The organism is Plantactinospora sp. B5E13 (assembly GCF_039871775.1).
Taxonomy (GTDB): domain Bacteria; phylum Actinomycetota; class Actinomycetes; order Mycobacteriales; family Micromonosporaceae; genus Plantactinospora.
The window spans coordinates 38,737-61,380 of the sequence record NZ_JBDPLT010000042.1 but is presented as its reverse complement, the minus strand read 5'-3'; the positions used below and the strand labels follow the sequence as shown (position 1 = coordinate 61,380).

At 72.3% G+C, this 22,644-nt stretch carries 14 protein-coding genes and 2 pseudogenes; 6 read left to right on the top strand and 10 right to left on the bottom strand.

All coding sequences use genetic code 11. The annotated features are described in order from the left end of the window. The first annotated feature begins 145 nt into the window (after window positions 1-145). Window positions 146-2,986, top strand: a complete 2,841-nt coding sequence (leuS, locus tag ABGB05_RS28445) for a leucine--tRNA ligase (RefSeq protein ID WP_347656985.1) — start codon at window positions 146-148, stop codon at window positions 2,984-2,986. An 86-nt stretch (window positions 2,987-3,072) separates the two neighbouring features. Here the strand turns inward: leuS and ABGB05_RS28440 are convergent, their stop codons facing one another. The 3 genes and pseudogenes from ABGB05_RS28440 to ABGB05_RS28430 all read right to left on the bottom strand — a co-directional run bounded on the left by ABGB05_RS28440 (window position 3,073) and on the right by ABGB05_RS28430 (window position 5,173). Beyond that, window positions 3,073-3,390 (bottom strand): helix-turn-helix transcriptional regulator, encoded by a 318-nt coding sequence (locus ABGB05_RS28440; RefSeq protein WP_347656984.1) that lies wholly within the window; start codon window positions 3,388-3,390, stop codon window positions 3,073-3,075. Beyond that, window positions 3,387-3,751: pseudogene (locus tag ABGB05_RS28435) on the bottom strand (type II toxin-antitoxin system RelE/ParE family toxin). Before ABGB05_RS28435 ends, ABGB05_RS28440 begins: the two are co-directional and overlap by 4 nt. Window positions 3,752-3,868: 117 nt before the next feature. Further along, entirely contained in the window at window positions 3,869-5,173 is a 1,305-nt protein-coding gene (locus ABGB05_RS28430; protein ID WP_347656983.1) for an RICIN domain-containing protein, read from the bottom strand. A 419-nt stretch (window positions 5,174-5,592) separates the two neighbouring features. Between ABGB05_RS28430 and ABGB05_RS28425 the strand changes: the two genes are divergently transcribed. After that, window positions 5,593-9,462, top strand: coding sequence for a S8 family serine peptidase (locus ABGB05_RS28425; RefSeq protein WP_347656982.1), 3,870 nt, complete (start codon window positions 5,593-5,595; stop codon window positions 9,460-9,462). A gap of 66 nt (window positions 9,463-9,528) precedes the next feature. Here the strand turns inward: ABGB05_RS28425 and ABGB05_RS28420 are convergent, their stop codons facing one another. The 7 genes and pseudogenes from ABGB05_RS28420 to ABGB05_RS28390 form a co-directional block, all read right to left on the bottom strand. Further along, window positions 9,529-10,563 carry a helix-turn-helix domain-containing protein gene (locus tag ABGB05_RS28420; protein ID WP_347656981.1) on the bottom strand — a complete coding sequence of 345 codons (1,035 nt, stop codon included), beginning with the start codon at window positions 10,561-10,563 and terminating at the stop codon, window positions 9,529-9,531. Window positions 10,564-10,704: 141 nt separating this feature from the next. Continuing rightward, window positions 10,705-12,948 carry a xanthine dehydrogenase family protein molybdopterin-binding subunit gene (locus ABGB05_RS28415; protein ID WP_347656980.1) on the bottom strand — a complete coding sequence of 748 codons (2,244 nt, stop codon included), beginning with the start codon at window positions 12,946-12,948 and terminating at the stop codon, window positions 10,705-10,707. Further along, the gene (locus tag ABGB05_RS28410; RefSeq protein WP_347656979.1) at window positions 12,945-13,988 is read right to left on the bottom strand and encodes a xanthine dehydrogenase family protein subunit M; all 1,044 of its coding nucleotides are present in this window, start codon (window positions 13,986-13,988) and stop codon (window positions 12,945-12,947) included. Before ABGB05_RS28410 ends, ABGB05_RS28415 begins: the two co-directional genes overlap by 4 nt. A 116-nt stretch (window positions 13,989-14,104) precedes the next feature. Then, window positions 14,105-14,557, bottom strand: a pseudogene (locus tag ABGB05_RS28405) ((2Fe-2S)-binding protein); the annotation flags it as partial. A gap of 178 nt (window positions 14,558-14,735) precedes the next feature. Continuing rightward, window positions 14,736-15,434, bottom strand: coding sequence for a VTT domain-containing protein (locus ABGB05_RS28400; protein WP_347656978.1), 699 nt, complete (start codon window positions 15,432-15,434; stop codon window positions 14,736-14,738). After that, window positions 15,431-16,159 (bottom strand): glutamine amidotransferase, encoded by a 729-nt coding sequence (locus ABGB05_RS28395; protein ID WP_347656996.1) that lies wholly within the window; start codon window positions 16,157-16,159, stop codon window positions 15,431-15,433. Before ABGB05_RS28395 ends, ABGB05_RS28400 begins: the two co-directional genes overlap by 4 nt. A 13-nt stretch (window positions 16,160-16,172) precedes the next feature. After that, a complete protein-coding gene (locus tag ABGB05_RS28390; protein ID WP_347656995.1) occupies window positions 16,173-17,420 on the bottom strand; it encodes a MurT ligase domain-containing protein in 1,248 nt (415 codons plus the stop codon). A gap of 507 nt (window positions 17,421-17,927) precedes the next feature. Here ABGB05_RS28390 and mraZ point away from each other — a divergent pair. The 4 genes from mraZ (at window position 17,928) to ABGB05_RS28370 (ending at window position 22,640) form a co-directional block, all read left to right on the top strand. Next, complete coding sequence (mraZ, locus tag ABGB05_RS28385) at window positions 17,928-18,359, top strand: division/cell wall cluster transcriptional repressor MraZ (RefSeq protein ID WP_331215757.1); 432 nt, start codon at window positions 17,928-17,930, stop codon at window positions 18,357-18,359. 205 nt (window positions 18,360-18,564) lie between these two features. Beyond that, window positions 18,565-19,686 (top strand): 16S rRNA (cytosine(1402)-N(4))-methyltransferase RsmH, encoded by a 1,122-nt coding sequence (rsmH, locus tag ABGB05_RS28380; protein ID WP_347656977.1) that lies wholly within the window; start codon window positions 18,565-18,567, stop codon window positions 19,684-19,686. Then, complete coding sequence (locus ABGB05_RS28375) at window positions 19,683-20,366, top strand: hypothetical protein (RefSeq protein ID WP_347656976.1); 684 nt, start codon at window positions 19,683-19,685, stop codon at window positions 20,364-20,366. Before rsmH ends, ABGB05_RS28375 begins: the two co-directional genes overlap by 4 nt. A gap of 3 nt (window positions 20,367-20,369) precedes the next feature. Continuing rightward, on the top strand, window positions 20,370-22,640 hold the full coding sequence (locus tag ABGB05_RS28370) for a penicillin-binding protein 2 (protein ID WP_347656975.1): 2,271 nt from the start codon (window positions 20,370-20,372) through the stop codon (window positions 22,638-22,640). Window positions 22,641-22,644 lie beyond the last annotated feature (4 nt).

Genomic DNA, 22,644 nt, shown 5'->3' with positions numbered 1-22,644 from the left:
GACTGACGCGACCAGCACGGCCACCCCTCCTGCGTGAGGGGTTTTTTTGTGCCCGGAGAATGTTCCCCCGGGTCACCTTGACCTGGCCCGCGACAAGGGCGGCCGAAGACCTGTACGGAAGCGACGAACGTACCGAGGAGACGTCATGACCGAGGTGACCGAGCCGGCGGCGGACATTCCGCCGTTCCGCTACACCGCCGAGCTGGCCGGGGAGATCGAGCTCCGCTGGCAGGACCGGTGGGCCGAGCGCGGCACCTTCCGGGCCCCGAACCCGGTCGGCCCGCTGGCCGACCCGGACCACCCGCGGGCCGACGCGGAGAAGCTGTACGTGCTGGACATGTTCCCGTACCCGTCCGGGGCGGGGCTGCACGTCGGCCACCCGCTGGGCTACATCGGCACCGACTGCTTCGCCCGCTACCAGCGGATGGCCGGGCGCAACGTGCTGCACACCATGGGCTTCGACGCCTTCGGTCTGCCGGCCGAGCAGTACGCGGTGCAGACCGGCACCCACCCGCGGACCACCACCGAGGCGAACATCGGCTACTACCGCTCGCAGCTGCGTCGGCTGGGCCTGGGGCACGACGACCGCCGCTCGGTGGCCACCATCGACACCGACTACTACCGGTGGACCCAGTGGATCTTCCTGCAGGTCTTCAACTCCTGGTACGACACGACGGTGCAGAAGGCCCGGCCGATCGGTGAGCTGGTCGCCGAGTTCGAGGCGGGCAGCCGGGCCACCCCGGACGGCCGGGCCTGGGCCGAGCTGTCCGACACCGAGCGGCGGCGGATCGTCGACGACCACCGGCTGGCGTACGTCTCCGAGGCACCGGTGAACTGGTGTCCGGGGCTGGGCACCGTGCTGGCCAACGAGGAGGTCACCGCCGACGGCCGGTCGGAGCGGGGCAACTTCCCGGTCTTCAAGCGCAACCTGAAGCAGTGGATGATGCGGATCACCGCGTACGGTGACCGGCTGCTGGACGACCTGGCGGCGCTGGACTGGCCGGAGCCGATCAAGCTGATGCAGCGGAACTGGATCGGCCGCTCCACCGGCGCGCACATCACCTTCGGCACCGACGCCGAGCCGATCCAAGTTTTCACCACCCGGCCGGACACCGTCTTCGGCGCCACCTACATGGTGCTGGCCCCGGAGCACCCGCTGGTCGAGACGCTGGTGACCGAGGCCTGGCCGGCGGGGACGAAGCCGGTGTGGACCGGTGGGCAGGCGACCCCGCGGGCCGCGGTCGACGCCTACCGGAAGGCGGCCGGGGCCAAGACCGACGTGGAGCGGCAGGCGGAGAACCGGGAGAAGACCGGCGTTTTCATCGGCGCCTACGCCACCAACCCGGTCAACGGGGCACAGATCCCGATCTTCATCGCCGACTACGTCCTGGCCGGCTACGGCACCGGGGCGATCATGGCGGTGCCCGCCCAGGACGAGCGGGACTGGGAGTTCGCCGAGGTCTTCGAGCTGCCGATCGTGCGTACCGTGCAGCCGCCGGAGAACTTCGCCGGCAAGGCGTACACCGGGGAGGGGCCGGCGGTCAACAGCGCCCGGCCGGACAGCGACCTGGACCTGAACGGGCTGGGCGTCGCCGACGCCAAGGCGCGGATCATCGAGTGGCTGGAGGCGACCGGCAACGGCTCCGGCGCGGTCACCTACCGGCTGCGGGACTGGCTGTTCAGCCGGCAGCGGTACTGGGGAGAGCCGTTCCCGATCGTCTACGACGAGGCCGGCAACGCGATCGCGCTGCCGGAGTCGATGCTGCCGGTCGAACTGCCCGAGGTGGACGACTTCTCACCGCGCACCTTCGACCCCGAAGACGCCGACTCCGACCCGGAGACCCCGCTGTCGCGCCGCAAGGACTGGGTCGAGGTCGAGCTGGACCTGGGTGACGGGCCGAAGCGGTACACCCGGGAGACGAACGTGATGCCGCAGTGGGCCGGCTCCTGCTGGTACGAGCTGCGCTACCTGGACCCGACCAACTCGGAGCGGTTCGTCGACCCGGCCAACGAGCGGTACTGGATGGGGCCGCGCGGTGAGGGCGACTGCGGCGGCACCGACCTGTACGTCGGCGGCCAGGAGCACGCCGTGCTGCACCTGCTGTACGCCCGGTTCTGGCACAAGGTCCTGTTCGACCTGGGACACGTCTCGTCGTTCGAGCCGTTCCGGAAGCTGTTCAACCAGGGCATGATCCAGGCGTACGCCTTCACCGACGAGCGGGGTGCCTACGTCGAGGCGGCCGAGGTCGAGGAGGTCGACGGCGCGTACTACTTCGGTGAGCAGCAGGTCAACCGGGTGTACGGCAAGATGGGCAAGTCGCTGAAGAACGTGGTGACCCCGGACGAGATGTGCGCGGCGTACGGCGCGGACACGTTCCGGGTCTACGAGATGTCGATGGGCCCGCTGGAGGTCTCCCGGCCGTGGGAGACCCGGGCGGTGGTCGGGGCGTACCGGTTCCTGCAGCGGGTCTGGCGGGCGCTGGTCGACGAGCAGACCGGCGAGCTGCGGGTCGTCGACACCTCGGCCGACGAGCCGACCCGGCGGCTGCTGCACCGGGCGATCGACGGGATCCGGGCCGACCTGGACGGCATCCGGATGAACACCGCGATCGCCAAGCTGATCGAGCTGACCAACGGCATCACCCGACTGGAGGCGACGCCGCGCGAGGTGGCCGAGCCGCTGGTGCTGATGCTGTCGCCGTTCGCCCCGCACATCGCCGAGGAGCTGTGGCAGCGGCTGGGGCACGTCGGGTCGCTGGCGTACGAGCCGTTCCCGGTCGCCGACCCGAGCCTGCTGGTGGCCGAGTCGGTGACGTACCCGGTGCAGGTCAACGGCAAGGTCCGGGGTCGGGTCGAGGTGGCGGCGGACGCCGCCGAGGACGACGTACGCGCCGCCGCGCTGGCCGTCGTCGCCGACCAGCTGGGTGGCCGAGAGCCGCGAAAGGTGATCGTGATTCCGGGTCGGATGGTCAGCGTCGTCGCCTGACCTGAACGGCGCGGGTGCCGGGCGGCGGACTGTTCCGCCGCCCGGCGACCCGGCTCGTCGCCGGAGCGCCGGGCGGGTCGCCGCTGCTACGCGATGGCGGCGATGTCCCCGTCGTCGAAGTAGATAGCCTGGTGGAGACGGCCACCGAGCGCTGCCGCGTAGCGGGCCAGGACGTCCTGACCGGAGATCCTGCCCTGTTCGATCTGCGAGACGCGTCCCTTGGTGACGCCCATCCGGTCGGCGATCTGCTGTTGGGTCAGGTGGCGGGCCCGGCGGATCTCGGCGAGGCGGTGCCCGGTGACGGTGGCGAGCAGTTCCTGCTTACCGGCTTCGACGGCCTGTTCGCCGCCGGCTCGCTCGACCTGCTGGCTGCGGATGTCGTCCCAGCGTGAGTAGCTGCTCATCGTCGCCCGCCCTCCTCCTCGGCGCGTTCTTTCAGATAGATCTCGTAGCGTTGCTCCGCCAGCGGGATGGCTCCCTGGTACCACTCGTGCCACCGTCCCGCCTTGTCGCCGGCGACGAGCAGGATGCTCGACCGCCACGGGTCGAAGGCGACGAGAATCCGTACGGTGCCGGGCGTAGTTCCTTGAGGTTGGCGACCGACGAGCCGTGGATCGTGTCCACGAGCGGTCGGCCGAGCCCCGGCCCGGTTTCGGCCAGCAGATCGATGGCCTGCACGACACGAGCGTGGGTGGGCGCATCGAGGTCGTCGATCCAGTCCCGGACCTCGTCGACGAGGTAGATCTCCCACTCGGCGCCGCTCACAGGCAGAGTATAGCGGACGGTAAACCCCGGTTGCGTGAGCCGGAACGGCAGTCAGGTCGGGCGCCGGGCGGCGGACTGTTCCGCCGCCCGGCGACCCGGCTGCCGCGACCGCCCGTCCTACTGCTGTTGGACGAGGCGGAAGGACTGCGCGGCGGTGCCGTTGCAGGCGTACTGGACGAGTTGGACGCTGTCGGCGGTGGCGGCGCCGGGCACGTCCAGGCACTTGCCGCTGAGCCGGTTGACCAGCCGGTAGTAGCCGCCGCCCTCGGCGACCGCCTGCCACTGCTGGTTGTTCCCGCCGCTGTAGGTCCAGAGCTGGATCGGCGCGTTGTCGGCGGTGGAGACATCTCTGACGTCGAGGACCCGGGTGCTGTTGTTGCGGTTGTTCACCCGGACGAAGCCGCCGCTGGTCGGCTGGAGCTGGTACTGCTGGGCGAGGCTGCCGTTGCAGGCGTACTGCTGGACGGCGGTGCCGTTGGCGGTGCCGGCGGCGCGGGCGTCCACGCACTTGCCGCTGCCCCGGTTGACCAGGGTGTACCAGGCGGTCGGGGAGACCGGCGGGTCGGTGGGCGGGGGAGTGGTGCCACCGCCGCCGCCGAGCCAGAGCAGCCCGTCGATCAGGAACCGGTTCTGGACCTCGCTGGCGAAGGTGGACGACAGCGGGACGTTGTTGGCGTAGTCCATCGCGTTGTGCCCGAAGTTGGTGTAGAGCATCTTGTAGCTGGTGTTCGTCCAGATGATCGGGTAGTAGCCGCCGTACCAGGTCTGGTTCGGGTCGGTGCCGAGCGGGAAGCTGCTCGGGTCGACCGAGGCCAGGATGTTGATGTTCGGGTTGGTCCGCAGGTCGCGACTCCAGCTGTACCACTCGCTCACCGACGAGGTGAAGGTGGCGGGCAGGCGTCCGGTCGACGGGTGGTCAGGGCCCTCGACCCGAAGTACGGCGGTGGTCGGTCCCCAGGTGTTCGACTGGAACGCGCCGGTGCCGAGGAACTGGTTGTGGTACCAGTCCCAGGCGCCCGGGTTGTCGTTCCACGCCGAGACGTGGAAGCCGAGCCAGCCGCCGCCGCCCCGCATGTACTGCTCGAACGCGGGGCGCTGGGCGGCCGGCGGCAGGTCGTCCAGGAAGATCACCACCTGGTACTGGGCCAGGTTCGCGGCGTTCAGCCGGCTCCAGTCGGTGGTCGCGGTGTAGCTGAAGTTGTGTTGGGCGGCGATCTGCGGGAACCACTGGTTGGCTTCCCGGACGAAGCTGATGTGGGCCGCGTCCCAGGTGCCGTTGTAGAAGGCGATCACGTTGAAGGCCGGGGCGGCGGCCCGGGCCGGGCCGTGGGTGGGTGCGGCGAGGGCGGCCACCAGCGCCAGGCAGAGCGCGAGGAACTGGGCCACCTTCCGGGTCACGGTGGGGCGGGTACGGGCGATCATGGCGCGTCCTCTCGGCTGTCGCCGCGCCGGTGGGGGTGTGGGGATGGCGCGGCGATCGATGACACGCTATGGCGTACCGGATCTTGCGTCAATATCGGACTTAACCGAAGTGTGCAAGTTGCGAACTGTGTGGTAATCCCCGGACTAACTGTAACGAATGTTTACTGATGCTCGCACCGTACCCGTCCGGACCGCAACCATGATCGATGCCCCGTGGATGATCACAGCCGGATTGCCGGCGGATGACGACGGCAACCCGCGGTGACACGTGGGTGTCCGGCAGGCCGACCGGAGGTGGCGAAGATCCGCCATGTCCGTGCTCCGCCACCGGTCACGGCGGTCAACCGGCCGCCCGGCCGCCGAGAATCTCCGACGGCGGCGCCGGCCTCTCGGCGATCGCCCGGAGGAAGGACTCGTTCATGCTCAGACCCATACCCGGGACATCCCGCGCGGCGGCCGCGGCCGCCGTGGTCCTGGCCGCGCTGCTCGCCGTGCCCGTCGGCGCGGCCACGGCGGCGCCGGTGCCGGACGGCGGCACCACCGATCCACTGCGCAAGGTGGACCCGGGCGTGCTCGCCGCGGCGCGCTCCGGGACAGCCGCCAGCTTCTTCGTCGAGTTGGCCGACGAGGCCAGGCTTGACGACGCGGAGCTGGACCGCGTCGAGCGCTCCGCCGCCGGCCGGGCCGGGCGGGTCGCCCGCACCACCCGGGTCTACCAGACCAAGGTGGCGCACGCCGAACAGACCCAGCGCGGCCTGCGCACGCTGCTCCGGACCCGGCACGCCGACTTCACCCCGTTCTGGATCACGAACGTCATCGAGGTGACCGGCGGCCTGGACCTGCTCACCGAACTGGCCGGCCGTGCGGACGTCGCCCGGATCACGGCGGTCGGCGTGACGAAGCTGACGGAGCCGGTCCGGACCGCTGGCGCGGAGACCGACAGCGACGAACCCCTGCTCTGGAACCTCACCGCGACCGGCGCCGACAAGGTGTGGCGCGAGTACGGCACCCGGGGCGAGGGCGTTGTCGTCGGCAGTGTCGACTCCGGAGTGCAGTACGACCACCCGTCGCTGGTCCGGCAGTACCGGGGCAACAATCGCGACGGCACCTTCACCCACGACTACAACTGGTTCGACCCGACCGGATGGTGCCTGCCCGAGACGCCCTGCGACAACCAGGGGCACGGTACGCACACCGTCGGCTCGATGGTCGGCGACGACGGTGCCGGGCACGTCACCGGAGTGGCACCCGGCGCGACCTGGATCGCCGCGAAGGGCTGCGAGGCCAACTACTGCACCAACCCGTCGCTGCTCGCCGCCGGGCAGTGGATGATCGCCCCGACCGACCACAACGGGGAGAACCCCCGCCCGGAGATGTCGCCGGACATCATCAACAACTCCTGGGGCGGTCACGAGGGTGACCCCCACTTCTACGACACGATCATCGACTCCTGGGTCGCCGCCGGCATCTTCCCGGTCTTCGCCGTCGGCAACGAGGCCGAGGACTACCCCGACCCGTGCGGTACGGCCGGCCACCCGGCCACCAACCCGCGGGCGTACGCCGTCGGCGCGACCGACCCGGACGGCGTGATCGCCGACTTCTCCAGCCGTGGCCCCGGCCCGGACGGCGGAGTGCGGCCGGACATCACCGCTCCCGGGGTACGGATCCTCTCCACCCTGCCGGGCAGCACGTACGGATACATGGACGGCACCTCGATGGCGGCCCCGCAGGTCGCCGGCGCGGTCGCGTTGGCCTGGTCGGCGGTGCCGAACCTGCGCCGGGACGTGGCGACCACCCGCGAGTTGCTGGACCGTACCGCGCACGACGTCGACGACCTGCGGTGCGGTGGTACGCCGGCCGACAACAACGTCTACGGCGAGGGCCGGCTGGACGCGTACGACCTGGTGACCGAGGCGTCGACGGCGCAGCTCGGCGGGATCGTGGTGCACGCGGAACGGGACGGTAACCCGCTGGCCGGCTCCCGGGTCACCGTGACCTCCAACCTGGTCACCCGGACGGCGCGCACCGACCCGCGTGGCACCGTCCAGTTGGGTCGCGTCCCGGCCGGGGAGTACACCCTGACCGCGACGTTCTTCGGGCAGCGGACCCAGCGGCGCACCATCACCGTGGCGCAGACCGGCACGGTCAACCTGACCGTCGACCTCTCCGAGGCCGCCCCGTGGCAGCCGGTGCAGGGCCGGGTCACCGACCCGGCCGGCAGGCCGGTCGCCGGCGCCCGGATCACCCTCGCCGACGAGACCTTCCCGGGTTTTGTCACCGACGCCAAGGGCCGCTACACCGGGATGCTGCCCGAGGCCGACTACAACCTGCTTGTCGACTACGGGCGCTGGCTCGCTCCGAAAACGGTCGGGCTGACCGTGGACGGGCCGGAGACGGTGGACGTGACGCTCGCCGCCAAGACCGACAGGTACGGCTACGCCGCCGGGGTCACCGCCGGGAAGTGGGAGAACGGCGGCGCGGTGCTGGCCCTCACCGGCGACACCGCGAGCCGGCAGATCGACCTGCCCTTCCCGATGACCTTCTACGGCACCACGTACGACCAGATCACCGTGCACACCGACGGCTACCTCACCCTCGGCGCCGACAGCGCCGCGTCGGTCGGCGCCAACGGTCCGCTGCCCGCCCCGGCGGTGTCCGCCCCGGCCGTCTACGCCTTCTGGGACGACCTGGTGCTCGACCACGCCGCCACGGTGCGGACGAAGTCCACCGGGTCGGGGACGAACCGGCAACTGGTGGTCAGCTGGACCCGGGCCGCCCTGAAGAGCGACCCGAAGCAGCGGGTCGACGTCCAGGTGCTGCTCGGCGAGCGGGGCACCGTCACCGTCCGGTACCGCAAGCTCGGCACCGGTACGGTGGCGGCCGGCGGCTCCGCGACGGTCGGCATCGAGGACGCCACGGGACAGCACGCGCTGACGTACTCCCGGGACGAGGCGGTGCTCGACGAGGCGACCGCGGTCACCTTCACGGTTCCCGGCCGGGGTTTGCTGCGCGGCACCGTACGGGACGCCAACGACCGTCAGCCGCTGGCCGGCGCGACGGTGCAGGTCGAGTCGCCCGGCGCCCGGCAGCCGGCCACCTCGACCACCGACGCCGACGGCTTCTACCAGCTGGAGGCGCCGGCCGGGGCGGCCACGGTGACCGTGCTGCAGCCCGGGTACGACCTGCCGCCGGCCGCCGTCACGGTGGTCGAGGGCAGGGTGGTCAGACACGACGCGGCACTGCGTACGCCGCTGCTGCTGGCCAACCGGAGCGCGGTGTCGGTGAGTGTCCGGCCCGGACAGACCCGGACCGCGACGGTGACCCTGACCAACAAGGGGGACCTGCCGGCCAGCTGGCTGGCCCGCGAGATCAACTCGGCCACCCCGCCCGCCGGGGTACCCGGCAGGGTGCTGGGCTCCTTCCCGGTGAAGGACTTCTACTACGCATTCGGCGTCGGGTACCGCAACGGTGAGCTGATCGTCTCCAACTCGTACCTCTTCGGTCAGCTGCAGCGCTTCTCCACCGACGGCCGGGTGCTCGGCACGGGGGTACTGGACATCGGCGGCTGGCCCTCGGACATGGCGTACGTGCCGGGGCGGGACCTGATGTGCGCGCCGACGATGTCCTTCGTCGGGGAACTGCCGATCGCCTGCTTCGATCCGGACACCCTGGAGGTCGAGGAGACCGTCACCGGGTCGTGGGCCGGCAAGCTCTACTACGGGCTCGCCTACCGCGCTGCCGACGACACCTTCTATCTCAGCGGGGACGGGGTGATCCGGCACCTCGCCGGCCTGTCGCACCCGCAGCCCGGCGCGGTGCTGGGCGAGTGCACGCCGCCGGTGCCGTGGATGACCGGGCTGGCGCTCAACGAGAAGGAGAACGTGCTCTGGGGCATCAACCAGGACAGCAAGGAGTCGATCTGGGCGATGGACCCGGAGAACTGCCGGGCGCTCGCCTCGGTGCCGGACCCCGACCCGCGCCCGCTGACCGGTGCCGGGCTCGACCTCGACGACCAGGGCAACCTGTGGGTGCTCGGCAGCGGCACCGGCCGCCCCTACGCCAGCTCCGTCTACCACGTCGACGGCTCGCTGCCCGCGTACAGCGACGTGCCGTGGCTCTCCGTCGACGGCTCCGGTGAGGTGGCGGCGGGGGCCAGGCAGGCCCTGACCGTCACGGTCGACTCCACCGGCCTGGCGCCGGGCAGCTACGTCGGCACCGTGCTGGTGAGCAACAACGGTGCCAAGAGCCCGGCCACCCCGATCACCGTCTCGGTGACGGTCACCGGGTGAGTGTCACCACGACGCGGTGAGGACGGGGGGCGTCCGCCGAAACGGCGGGCGCCCCCGCACCGACGCTCAGAGCCAGTCGTGCCGGGCGACGAACCAGCCGAGCTGCATCCGGGTGGCGCTGCCGGTCACGTCCATCAGCTGGCGCAGCCGCCGCTGCACGGTCCGTACCGAGATGCCCAACTGGGAGGCGACCGCCTTGTCCGGCAGTCCGGTCATCATCAGCGACAGGATCCGCCGGTCGGTCGCGGTCGGCACCGTCCACCGGTCGACATCGTCGAGCACCGTGCTGGCCGGGGCGAGCCGCAGCGGCGTGGCCCGGTCCCACACCTCGCCGAAGAGCGCCACCAGCACCTCGACCCAGGTGGCGCCGTGCACCACCAACGCCCACGGCTCGGTGCTCTCGCTCCGGCCGGGAAAGGAGAGCAGAGCCATCCGGCGGTCGGCGACGGCGAGCTTGCCAGGTACGTTCACCGCGACCCGGGCCTGCTCGCCCGCGGCGATGAACTGGCCGATGTGCGCGGAGGCGCCGTCCCGGTCGAGTGCCCGTCGGTCGTAGACCACCCGGAACCGTACGCCCCGGCCCAGCAGTTCCCGCTCGGTCGGGTTGTCGTTGATCCTGGCCGCGTACGGCGGACACTCGAAGCCGAGCACCTCCTCCTGCGCGCCGCGCAGGAACTGCTCGAACGTCTCCATGATCGCGGCGACCCCGACCACCATCCGGACACCCTGGTCGGCCGGCTCCGCCGCGCGTCGCTGTCGCAACCAGTCCCGCAGGCCGGTCCGGGCCTCCTCCAGTTCGCGCACCCGCTGGGTGAGCAGCGCGTCGATCGCCAGGTCGGGCGGGGCGGCGTCGACCCGGTCGCCGGCCCGGCGGACCAGCCCGGCCCGGACCAGTTCGGCGAGCGCCGTCTCGACCTCGTCGACCCCGGTGTCGAGCCGCCGGGCGAGCGCGGCCGTGCTGCCCGGGCTGCCGCCGACCAACTCGAGGTAGACCTTCTCCTCCGGCTCGGTCAGACCGAACGCGCGCAGCACCGTGCCCACCACCCTCGAGGAGCCGGCCGTGACCCGGCCGGGTGGCGCGCCGACCGGGCGTCCGACCACGCCTGAACCACGGCCAAGCAGGGTAACCGGGCAGCCGGAAGCCAGCTCGGCCGGCCCACTGGGTGGTGACGGTCGTCTGGTCGGGTCGCGACGGGTGCGCCCGGCCCCGGGCTGGTCGGCGGCGGTGGCGGCTCCGTTCGTTCAGAGCAGGTCTTCGAGCAGGATCGGGAGTTTGCGGATCCGCCGGCCGGTCGCGTGGTGGATCGCGTTGGCGATCGCGGCCGAGACGCCGACGATGCCGATCTCGCCGACCCCCTTCACCCCGAGCGGGTTCACCACCGCATCCGGCACCTCGATCATGTCGACGACCACGTCCGGCACGTCGGCGTTGGTCGGTACCAGGTAGTCGGCGAGGTTCTGGTTGGCGTACCGGCCGGTGTGCGGGTCCATCCGGGTCGCCTCCAGCAACGCCTGGCCGACCCCCCAGAGCATGCCGCCCATCAGCTGGCTGTGCGCCGTCCGGCGGTTCAGCACCCGGCCGGGGGCGAAGACACCGACGAGTCGGCGTACCTGGATCCGGCCCAGGTCGGCGTCGACCGCGACCTCGGCGAACTGCGCCCCGAAGGTGTGCATCGCGTGGTCGCTGGTCATCGGCGACACCGGCATCCAGGTGCCGATGGCCTCGACGTCCGGCATGTGGTTGCGGTCCAGCAGCTGGTGGTAGGTCTCGCCGACCTCGGGCCGGTCCCGCCGGCAGAGCCGACCGTCCCGGACCACCACCTCCGCCGGGTCGGCGCCGTGCAGCGGTGAGCCCTGGTCGGCCACCGCCTGGCCGATCAGCTGGTCGCGCAGCTGGGTGCAGGCCAGGTGTACGGCGGCACTGGTCGCGCCGGCCCCGGCCGAGCCGACGGCGGCGGCGATGTTCGGCAGGTCGCTGCTGCCGCCGACGAACCGGACCCGGTCCACCGGCAGGCCGAGCGCGTCCGCGGCGACCTGGGTCATCGCGGTCAGCGCCCCGGTGCCGAACTCGGAGATGCCGGCCTCGACCACGCTGCTGCCGTCGCCGTACATCCGGGCCCGGGCCCGTTGCGGGCTGATCGGCGCGGCGACCGGGTAGGCGGCGGTGGCCACGCCGGTGCCGACCAGCCACTGCCCGTCGCGTCGGACACCGGGCCGCGGGTCGCGGTCGGCCCAGCCGAACAGTTGGGCACCGCGCTGGTAGCACTCCTTCAGGCCCTTGCTCGACCACGGTTTGCCGGTCTCCGGGTCGACGTCGGCGTGGTTGCGCAGCCGCAGCTCCAGCGGGTCGAGACCGACCGCGTACGCCAGCTCGTCCATCGCGGACTCCAGGGCGAACATCCCGGTCGCCTCGCCGGGTGCCCGGGTGAATGTCGGAGTGATGATGTTGCCCCGGACCAGCCGGTATCCACCGGCGTAGTTCGGGCAGGCGTAGGTGACCGCGGCCGACTCCAGGGACATCTCGGCCCAGTCGTCGAAGTGTGAGGTCAGCGAGATCTTGTCGTGGGTGAACGCGGTCAGCCGACCGTCCCGGCCGGCGCCGAGCCGGATCCGCTGCTCCTGCTCCTCCCGGTGCCCGCAGGAGTGGAACTCCTGCTCGCGGCTGAGTGCGAGCCGGACCGGGCGGCCGACCACCCGGGCGGCGAGCGCGGCCACCGTGACGTGCGGCCAGATCAGCGCCTTGGAGCCGAAGCTGCCGCCGACGTAGTGGCTGACCACCCGGACGTCGGTCGGTGGCAGGCCGAGCAGTTCGGCGACGCTGAGCTGGGTCGCCTTCGGCCCCTGGGTGGCGTCGTAGAGGGTGAGCCGGTCGACGTCGTCCCAGACCGCCGTGGTGGTCGACGCCTCGATCGGGTTGTGGTGGTTGACCTCGAACCGGTACGTCAGGTCGAGGGTCACCTCGGCGTCCCGCAGCGCCGCCTCCGGGTCGCCCCGGGGCGGGTTCCGGCCGGGGACCAGCCCACCGAAGATCTTCTCCGGCTCGTACGCCCGGTCCCGTCCGGCGTCCAGCAGGGTCAGCGACGGCGTCTCCGCGTAGCTGACCCGGACCAGGGTGGCGGCGTGCTCGGCGCGTTCCAGGGTGTCGGCGACGACGACCGCGACCGGCTGCCCGGCGTAGTGCACCACGTCGTCCTGCATCGGGAAGAAGCTCTGGCCGTGCGCGATCAGCCCGGCCAGCCCGGGGAAGAGTTTCGGTTGCGCCGCGATCCGGGGCAGGTCCAGATGGGTCAGTACGGCGATCACGCCGTCCGCCACCATCGCGTCGCGGCAGTCGATTCCGATGATCCGTCCACTCGGCACCTGCGCGCCGACCAGTACGGCGTGGGTCAGGTCGGGAAGGTTGACCTCGGCGGAGTAGCGGGCCGCCCCGGTCACCTTGGCCCGTCCGTCGACCCGGTCGAGGGTCGCGCCGATCGCCGGACTCATGACGTACCGCCTCCGTCCCCGCTGAGCATTCCCGGCGCCGTGCCGTCGTGGATCTGCGGGTCGCCGAGGACCATCCGCAGTGCCCGGACGATGGTCCGTCGAGCCAGCTCGATCTTGAAGTCGTTCATCCCGTACCCGACCGCGTCGGCGAGTTCCTCGGCGGCGGCGGCGGTGAAGGTCTCGACGGTGGCGGGGGCGCCGCGCAGCACCGCCTCGGCCCGGTGGGCCCGCCACGGTTTGGTCGCCACCCCGCCGAGGGCCAGCCGTACGTCGCCGATCGTCTGCCCGTCCAGGCTGACCGCGACCGCGGCCGAGGCGAGCGCGAACTCGTACGACTCCCGGTCCCGGACCTTCAGGTAGAGCGAGCGGGTGGCCATCGGGTTCGGCGGCACCTCGATCGCGACCACCAGTTCGCCGTGCGCGGTCGGGTGTTCCCGCTCCGGGGTGTCGCCGGGCAGCGGGAAGAAGTCGTCGACACCGATCCGGCCGGCCCCGCCCGGCCCCTGGGTCAGCACCACCGCGTCGAGCGCGACCAGCGCCACCGCGACGTCGGAGGGGTGGGTGGCGATGCACCGTTCGCTGGTGCCGAGGATCGCGTGGCCCCGGTTGATGCCGTGGACGGCGCTGCACCCGGTCCCCGGTTCGCGCCGGTTGCAGGGCGCCGCCACGTCGCGGAAGTAGCCGCAGCGGACCCGCTGCATGAGGTTGCCGCCCATCGACGCCATGTTCCGCAGTTGCGGGGAGGCGCCGAGCAGCAGGGCCTGGGAGATCACCGGGAACCGGCGGCGGATCGGCAGGGCCTGGGCGACCTCGCTCATCCGGGCCAGCGCGCCGATCCGTACCCCGCCGCCGGGCAGTTCCTCGACCTGGTGCAGCGGCAGGTCGTTGATGTCGACCAGCCGGCGGGCCGGGGAGACGTAGCTGCGTTGCAGGTCGACCTCGGTGGTGCCGCCGGCCAGGAAGGTGCTCGCCGGGTCGGCGGCGACGGTGCCGACCGCGGTGGCGACGTCGGCCACCCGGGAGTAGCGCAGCGGCCTCATCCGACACCCTCCACCGCCGACGGTCCGTCGCCGCCCGGACCGGTGGCGGGCCGGCCGGAGCCGCCCTCCGCCGCCGTTTCCGGGAGCCGGTTCGACGCCTCGTCGCGGACCTGCCGGATCGCGGCCCGGATGTTCGGGTACGCCGCGCACCGGCAGAGGTTCCCGCTCATCCACTCCCGGATCTGGTTGTCGTCGTCGGCGTGCCCCTCGGCCAGGAACGCCACCGCCGACATGATCTGACCCGGGGTGCAGTAGCCGCACTGGAACGCGTCGTTGCTGACGAAGGCCCGTTGCATCGGGTGCAGGTCGACGCCGCCTGCGAGGCCCTCGATGGTGGTCACCTCGCGGGACTCGCAGGTGATCGCCAGGGTCAGGCAGGCCAGCACCCGGCGCTTGTCCACCCAGACCGTGCAGGCCCCGCAGGCACCCTGGTTGCAGCCCTTCTTCGTGCCGGTCAGGTCGAGCCGGTCGCGTAACGCGTCCAGCAGGCTGACCCGGGGTTCGACGAGGACGTTGCGCGGGGTGCCGTTGACGTGCAGCCGGACCACCACCGAGTTCGGGCCCCGCACGACGGCGCTGTCGGCGCTGCGTACCGCGTCGGCGGTCTCCGTGTAGGACTTCACCCGATCACCCCGCTGAGGTTCGACGGTCGGTGCGGGTACGCCGCGCGGACCGGAACGGCCCACCCGGGCGGATCCGGGTGTTGCCCACACGGTACCGCCGATCAGGGCTTATCGGGCATACAACTCAAAAGGGCTGGGGGTTCGCCGGTGCCGTCCCGGCCCTCCGCTCGGCCCGCCACCAGCGGGCCCCGAGCACCGTGGCGGCGACCAGACCGAGCCCGGCCGGTGCCACCGCGAACCAGTTCACCTCGTCGGGCGAGACCACCGCCGCCCCCACCGCGGCGTAGCCGAACGCCGAGGGGGCCGAGGCCAGCACACTGCCGACCAGGAACGGCAGCAACCGGGCGCCGGTGGTGCCGTAGCCGTAGCTGACCAGCCCGAAGCCGCCGACCGGCAGCAGACGTACCGAGACCACCCCGAGCACGCTCTGCCGGGCGAACCAGTGGTCGAGCCGGGCCAGCCGGCCGCGTACCCGTTCGGCGACGAAGTCCCGACCGAGCAGCCGGCCGACCGCGAACCCGGCCCCGGCGGCGAGCAGCGCGGCGGCCAGCGTGTAGCCGGCCCCGCCCAGTGGACCGAAGACCGCTCCCCAGACCACGGTGATCGCGGTCCGGGGGACCAGGGCGAGCATCAGCACCGCGGCCACCGCCACGGCGACCACCGGGGCCAGCGGACCGAGCCGGTCCGCCAGCCCGGGCAGCCCGGCCAGGTCCGGCCGGGGAGCCACCAGCAGGCTCAGCCCGAGCAGCCCGAGCAGGCCGAGCAGCAGGGCGAACCGCGCGACCGACCGCTGTCGCAGCAGCCGTCGGACGCGCCCGATCACGCCCGGGCGGCGGCCAGCGCGGCGGCGCGTTCCGCCCGCAGCCGCTCCGACCAGGTGTCGTCCAGCGGCGGCAGTTGGTGCGCGCCGGTCGCCCAGCGCAGCAGCAGGTCGGCCAGGGCGGGGTTGCGGGCCAGCGCCGGACCGTGCGAGTACGTGCCGAGCAGCTTGCCCCGCCACGCCCCCTCGGTCGCGCCGTCGTTGCCGATGCCGGTGGTGACCCTGGCCAGCGGGGCGACCCCGGAACCCAGGTGGGTACGACCGCCATGGTTCTCGAAGCCGCTCAGCGGCGGCAGCCCGAGCCGGATGTCGATGTCACCGGCGAGCTCGCCGACCGCCCGGCTCGGCCCCCGGTCGGAGTGCAGGTCGAGCAGGTCCAGCCCGGCACACTTGGCGCCCTTGGCGAAGAACGAGCCGCCGAGCAGCTGGTAACCGGCGCAGACCGCGAAGACCACCGACCCCTGGGCGACCGCGCGGTGCAGCCCGCCGTCGGCGAGCAGCCGCTGCGCGCCGAGCGCCTGCGGACCGTCCTCGCCACCACCGATCAGGTAGATGTCGGCGGTGGTGGGCAGCCGCTGGTCGGAGCGGACCTCGATGGTCTCGACCGGCATCCCGCGCAGCTGGGCCCGGCGGGCCAGGATCAGCATGTTGCCCCGGTCGCCGTAGGTGGAGAGCAGGTCCGGGTAGATCCAGACGATGCGCAGCACACTCTCGGAACCGTGGTGCACCGGATATCCCCTGTCAGTTGACACGGTCCAACTCCGCTCGGATGTCCTGGAACGCCGTGTAGTTGGCGATCACCTCTAGCCGGCCCGGCGGCACGCTGGCGACCGCGTCCGCGAAGGCCCGCACGTGCTGGAACGGTACGCCGTTGACGTCGAGCCGGACCGCCAGGTCGTACGCCCGGTCCCCGGTGATCAGCACCTGGCGGCCGCGCAGCGGCGAGAAGTCGACGTCGAAGAGCCAGGAGGTGTCCAGTCCGTCGGGGTCCCGGGCGTTGATCGACAGCAGGGTGGGCGCCTCCTCGGCCATGTCGAACGCCTCGAGCCAGCTCGCCGGGTTCTTCGCCAGCAGCAGCCGGATGGTCCGCCCGTCCCGGTTCACCTGCGCGTACCGGCCGGCGACCGAGGCGACCCCGGCCAGCCGGGAGACCGCGTCGTTGGGGCGTACCCCGAACTCGGCCGCGACGGCGAGCGCGGTGGCCGCGTTGCCGAGGTTGACCCGGCCGGGCAGCTGCAGCACCACCTTGTGCCAGGCGCCGGCGGGGTCGAGCACCCCGTCGTCCTCGACCACCCACTGCGGCTCGGGCCGGCGCAACCAGCAGCCGGTGCACCACCACTGGTCGGACATCCGCTCGATCGGGGAGCCGCACTCGGGGCAGACCCAGGAGTCGTCGTGCCAGCGCTGGCCGGCGCTGAACCAGGTGACCGGGGCAGGGCGGACCGCCTCGCTGCGGTTCGCCGGCGGGGTCGCCGCCCAGACCACCATCGGGTCGTCGGCGTTGGCCACCACCCGGACCTGTGGGTGGCGCACCAGCGCGGCCCGCCACAGCTGCGCCATCATCGCCACCTCCTTGGCCCGGTCGAGCTGGTCCCGGGAGAGGTTGAGCAGGGCCACCACCCGTGGCTCGGTCGCCTCCAGGACCTGGGCCAGGTAGTGCTCGTCGACCTCCAGCACCGCGTACGGGGTGCTGCCCGCCTTGGCCAGCGCGGAGGTGTGTCCGGTCGGCATGTTGGCGCCGAACGAGTTCGTGGCGACCGGGCCGAGTACGCCGACCGCGGCGGCGGTCAGCCGGGTGGTGGTGGTCTTGCCGTTGGTGCCCGAGATCAGCGCGATGGCGCGGCCGGCGGCCAGGTGTGCCAGCAGATCAGGATCGATCTTGAGGCCGATCCAGCCGCCGATCACCGAGCCGTCACCCCGGCCGGCGGCCCGGGACAGGGCCGCCGCGGTGCGCGATACGGAGCTGGCCACCTTTGCCCGAAGGGGCATCTTCGCGTCCGTCACGCGAGCGAGGTTACCGGACGGCGCGGCGCGGCCGACCGTCGCACGAGGGACCCGTCCGGGGCGGGCGGCGGGTCGGGGTGCGGGTCGGGATCGGCCACCGGGTGTCGGCGACCGGGGTGGAGTGGGACCGGACGGGCCGTTTCCTCCACCTCGCGCCACCCGTCGGAAATTTTTCCTCCACTTCCCTCCCCGGCGGTCGTCACAGGCGGTCGAGGCGCCTGGGAAAAAAGGGGCGAAGCTGCGCGATTGACGCAGGGCTTGATGGTGTCGGATAACGGACCCGTGGGGCCGGGGTCCCGTTCCCCTCCACCTGACGCCACCCCGTCTGACGTGCGCTTTCATCCGGACATCGGGCGCGTTTCCCGGGCGATTCCGGTTGCGGGTGGAGGGAAGTGGAGTAGAGTGGGGCGCGATGGGGGGCCAGGAGGGCCCGCCGGCCCGGGGGGCAGCGGTGCCGCGAACACCGCTGAAAAGGGCAAGGGGGTTGGGCCGGTGTTTCTCGGCACGCACACCCCGCGCCTGGACGACAAGGGCCGGCTGATCCTTCCGGCCAAGTTCCGGGATGAGCTGGCGGGAGGTGTCGTGATCACCAAAGGGCAGGAGCGCTGCCTCTACGTCTTTCCGATGCCCGAGTTCCAGCGCATCGCCGGTCAGCTGCGCGAGCAGCCGATGACGCACAAGGCCGCCCGGGCCTACAGTCGGGTCTTCTTCGCCAGCGCGCACGACGAGATCCCGGACAAGCAGGGTCGGGTCACCATCCCGATCCACCTCCGGGAATACGCCGCGCTGGACCGGGACCTGGTGGTGATCGGAGCGAGCACCCGGGTCGAGATCTGGGACAAGCGGGCCTGGGAAACCTACCTCGCGGAGAACGAAGAGGAGTTCGCCGACATCGAGGAGGGGGTGCTGCCGGGCGGACTGTAGGGCGGCGCGTGCCGACTCCCGACGTACTGCGAGATCTCCACCCGCTCGAGGTTCCTGGCGCCTCTTCCCCGGTGCCAGGCGCGAACCGCCGGCAGGTCCGAAGGTCGGGCCCGGTGGGCAGAGCGGATGGGGATCTGGCGGTATGACGAGCAGGGGACAGACACCGGGCACGTCCGGACGAGACAGGGGTCAGTGGGGGGTCGACATGGGGGAGCTACGCGGTACGCACGTACCGGTGCTGCTTGAGCGGTGTCTCGAGCTGCTCGCCCCCGCGCTGGACCGTGACGACCGGCCGTCCGTGTACGTCGACGCGACACTCGGGCTGGCCGGGCACGCCGAGGCGGTGCTGGCGGCCCACCCGCGCACCGTCCTGATCGGACTCGACCGGGACACCGAGGCGCTCGCCCACGCGCGGGCCCGACTCGCCCGGTACGCCGACCGGATCCACCTGGTGCACGCGGTCTACGACGAGTTCGCCGAGGTGGTCGAGCGGCTCGGCTACGACGGCGTGGACGGTGTGCTGTTCGACCTCGGTGTCTCCTCGCTCCAACTCGACGCGCCCGACCGCGGGTTCGCCTACGCCCAGGACGCGCCGCTGGACATGCGGATGGACCAGACCACCGGGACCACCGCCGAGGAGGTCCTCAACACCTACTCGCACGGGGAACTCGCCCGGGTGCTGCGGGTGTACGGCGAGGAGCGGTTCGCCGGCCGGATCGCCTCGGCGATCATCCGGGAACGGGAACGGTCCCGGTTGACCTCCTCGGCCCGGCTCGCCGAACTGGTCCGGGAGTCGATCCCGGCACCGGCCCGACGAACGGGCGGACATCCGGCGAAGAGAACGTTTCAGGCTCTACGGATCGAGGTAAACCGGGAGCTGGCCGCGCTGGAGACGGCGTTGCCGGCCGCTCTGGACGCACTGTTCCCGGGCGGTCGTGCGGTGGTGCTGTCCTACCACTCGTTGGAGGACCGGATCACCAAACAGGTGTTCGCCGGCCGGGCCCGCAGTACGGGCCCGGTCGACCTTCCGGTCGAGCTGCCCGGCACCGGGCCGATGCTGCGGTTGCTCAGCCGGGGGGCTGAGCTGCCGGGCGAGACGGAGGTCGCGGCCAATCCGCGCGCCGCCTCGGTGCGGCTGCGGGCGGCCGAGCGGATCGACCCGTCCGACGACCGGACCCCGGCGACGACATCGAGGAGGACCGCCCGCGAACGGTCCCGCCGCGGTGCCGCGCCCGGGGCGTCGAACGGCTCGGAGAGAACTGAACGGGACCTGCCGCGATCGCCGGTCGACGGCGGCGGCACGACGGTACAGGGGGAGGGAACATGAACGTCAACAAGCGCGAGCGTCGGGTCGAACCCGACGTGACGCGCGGCGCTGGACAGCGCACACCGCGGTCGGGGGGCCGGACCACGGTGCAGCGGGCCGGACGTACGGGTGGCGGCCGGTCCAACGCGGCACCGGCGAGTCGGGTGCGGGGGGAACGGGAGTACCCGACGCAGGGTAGCGCCGCCCTGCGGGCACGGAACTGGGAGCCGTCGGTCGAGCCGGACCGGCCGGTACGGGTCTGGGACAGTTCGGCGGAGCGGCCGGAGCGGCCGGCCGAGTCCGGCTCCGCCACCCGGGCCGGCCGGCGGACCCGGCTGCGGGTCGCGCCACCGCTGCCGGTGGCCCGACCCCGGGTCTCCTTCGTGGCGCTGATCCTGGTGCTGGTGGTCGGCGGGATGCTCGGCATCCTGGTGGTCAACAGCAAGATCAACGAGAACGCGTTCCGTCAGGAACGGCTGCAGCAGCAGCGGTCCGTCCTGGACATCCAGCAGCAGGAACTGCAGCAGAAGATCGACGACGCGGAGGTGCCGGGCAACCTGGCCGCCCGGGCCCGCAAGCTGGGCCTGGTCGACTCGGGTCCACCCGCCTTCATCCAGCTGCCCGACGGCCAGGTGATCGGTGTGCCGCAGCCGGCCGGCGGCGAACCGGCGATCACCAGTCCGCAGGGTGCCGGGGGATAGTCGGTGGCCTCGCGGTCCGACGACCCGCGCCGGGACACCTCGGTGTCCCGGCGCGGCGCGTCACGTACCGGCGACGGCCGCAGAGCCGGCGCCGACGGCCGGGACTCCGGTGACGGATCCGGGCGGGACGGGGCCGGGTTCGCCGGCATCTCCGACGCCCGGGCCTACACCCCGCGCGGCCGGACCGTGCGGGACAACCCGGAACTGTCCCGGCGCTACCGCGGCGGTCCCGACGATCCGGTCGAGGTCACCGGGCGCCGGGGCGCCGCCGACCCGGGGCGGGGCCGGCGTACCCCACGCAGCAGCCGGTCCGGTGATCCGTTCCGGCCGGCGCTGCAGGTGCTCGACGGCGGCCGGGCCGGTACCCGGACCGTCCGCCGGGCCGCGTCCGGCACCGGCCGGACCGTCACCGCCCGGCCGGTCCGTGGTGACACCGAACCGCCGGCGGCACCGGCCCGGCGGCCGCGCGGCGACGGACCGACCCACGGCGGCGGCACCGGCGTACGTCGACCCCGACGCGGTCCCCGCAAGCCGCTGCGGCTGGCCGACTCGCACCGGCGGCTGCGCCTGGGCACCCTGCTCGCACTGGCCATGTTCACCACGATCGGCATCCGGCTGGTCGCGCTGCAGGTCGTCGACGCCCCGGAATACCAGGGCAACGGTCTGCGGGACCGGCTCCGTGAGGTGGTACTGCCGGCGCCGCGCGGCGCCATCTACGACCGCTACGGCGCGCCGCTGGTCCGCAGCGTCGAGGCGCGGTACGTCTTCGCCGACCCCACCCTGATCGAGGATCCGGCCCGGACCGCCGCCGCGCTGTCGCCGCTGCTCGGCATCCCGGTCTCCGAGCTGACCGAGGGGATGAAGCCGAAGAAGCGGCCGGACGGACGGGCCTCCCAGTTCGAGTACCTGGCCCGGGGGGTGGAGACCGCCACCGCCGAGAAGATCCTGGCGCTCGAACTGGACGGCATCGGCACCGGTCGGGACGAGCGCCGCGAGGTGCCCGGCGGTGACCTGGCCGCCAACCTGCTCGGCTTCACCAGCGACGACCTGCACGGCCTGGAGGGGCTCGAGGCGCGTTACGACGACCTGCTGCAGGGGGTCAACGGGAAGCGGGTGTACGAGGTCGGCAAGGGCGCGCTCGCGGCGGAGATCCCCGGTGGCTACAACCGGGTCACCAAAGCCCGGCCGGGCAGCTCGATCCAGCTGACCATCGACCGCGACCTGCAGTACGTCGTGCAGCGGATCCTCGGCCAGCGGATGCAGGAGGTCGACGGCAGCACCGGGGCGGCGCTGGTCCTCGACGTACGGACCGGCGAGGTCCTCGCCCAGGCCAGCTATCCGACGTACAACGCGGCGGACTGGAAGAAGTACAAGGCCGAGGACCGCGACGACGCGGCCACCAGCTTCGTGGTGGATCCCGGCTCGGTGCACAAGGCGATCGTCTTCGGCGCCGGGCTGGAGGAGGGGGTGATCACCCCGCAGACCGCCTGGCCGATCGCCAACGGCATCTGGAAGGGCGACCAGTACTTCGCCGACACCCATCCGGTCGGCGGTCGGAAACTGAGCGTGGCGGGCATGCTCGGCTACTCCTCCAACGTCGGCACCATCAAGATCGCCGACGCCCTCGGGGCCGAGAAGGTCTACCAGTACCAGCTCAAGTTCGGGCTGGGTAAGGCCACCGGGGAGGGGGTGCTCGGCGAGGCCTCCGGGCGGGTGCTGAAGCCGCCGACGGAGTGGAGCGGCTCGACGTACGGGTCGGTGCCGATCGGGCACAGCGTCGACGTCACGCCCCTGCAGATGGCCGCCGTCTACGCGGCGATCGCCAACAACGGCACGTGGGTGCAGCCGCACCTGGTCCGGGAGATCCTCCCGTCGGACGGCTCCCGCCGGGACGGCCCGGCCCCGCAGACCCGGCAGGTGCTCAGCCCGGCCACCGCCGCCGCCCTGCGGCAGCTGATGGAGGCGCCGGTGACCATCGAGGGCGGCACCGCCGGCAAGGCGGCCATCCCCGGTTACCGGGTCGCCGGCAAGACCGGCACCGGCTCCCGGGTGGTGGACGGCCGGTACGCCCCCGGCGAGGTCGCCTCGTTCATCGGGATGGACCAGGCGGACGACCCCCGGTACGTGATCGCGGTCTTCGCGCACACCCCACAGGGCGGCGGCGGGGACATCTCCGCGCCGGCGTTCAAGGAGATGATGGAGTACACCCTGCGCCACTACCGGGTGCCGTCGACCGGCACCGCGCCGCCGAAGTTCGTGGTCTATCCGCGTTGACCAG

Bases quoted from the DNA above. Each gene is read 5' to 3' on its own strand.
- leuS (WP_347656985.1), top strand. From the start codon at position 146: ATGACCGAGGTGACCGAGCCGGCGGCGGACATTCCGCCGTTCCGCTAC.
- ABGB05_RS28440 (WP_347656984.1), bottom strand. From the start codon at position 3,390: ATGAGCAGCTACTCACGCTGGGACGACATCCGCAGCCAGCAGGTCGAG.
- ABGB05_RS28430 (WP_347656983.1), bottom strand. From the start codon at position 5,173: ATGATCGCCCGTACCCGCCCCACCGTGACCCGGAAGGTGGCCCAGTTC.
- ABGB05_RS28425 (WP_347656982.1), top strand. From the start codon at position 5,593: ATGCTCAGACCCATACCCGGGACATCCCGCGCGGCGGCCGCGGCCGCC.
- ABGB05_RS28415 (WP_347656980.1), bottom strand. From the start codon at position 12,948: ATGAGTCCGGCGATCGGCGCGACCCTCGACCGGGTCGACGGACGGGCC.
- ABGB05_RS28410 (WP_347656979.1), bottom strand. From the start codon at position 13,988: ATGAGGCCGCTGCGCTACTCCCGGGTGGCCGACGTCGCCACCGCGGTC.
- ABGB05_RS28390 (WP_347656995.1), bottom strand. From the start codon at position 17,420: ATGCCCCTTCGGGCAAAGGTGGCCAGCTCCGTATCGCGCACCGCGGCG.
- rsmH (WP_347656977.1), top strand. From the start codon at position 18,565: ATGGGGGAGCTACGCGGTACGCACGTACCGGTGCTGCTTGAGCGGTGT.
- ABGB05_RS28375 (WP_347656976.1), top strand. From the start codon at position 19,683: ATGAACGTCAACAAGCGCGAGCGTCGGGTCGAACCCGACGTGACGCGC.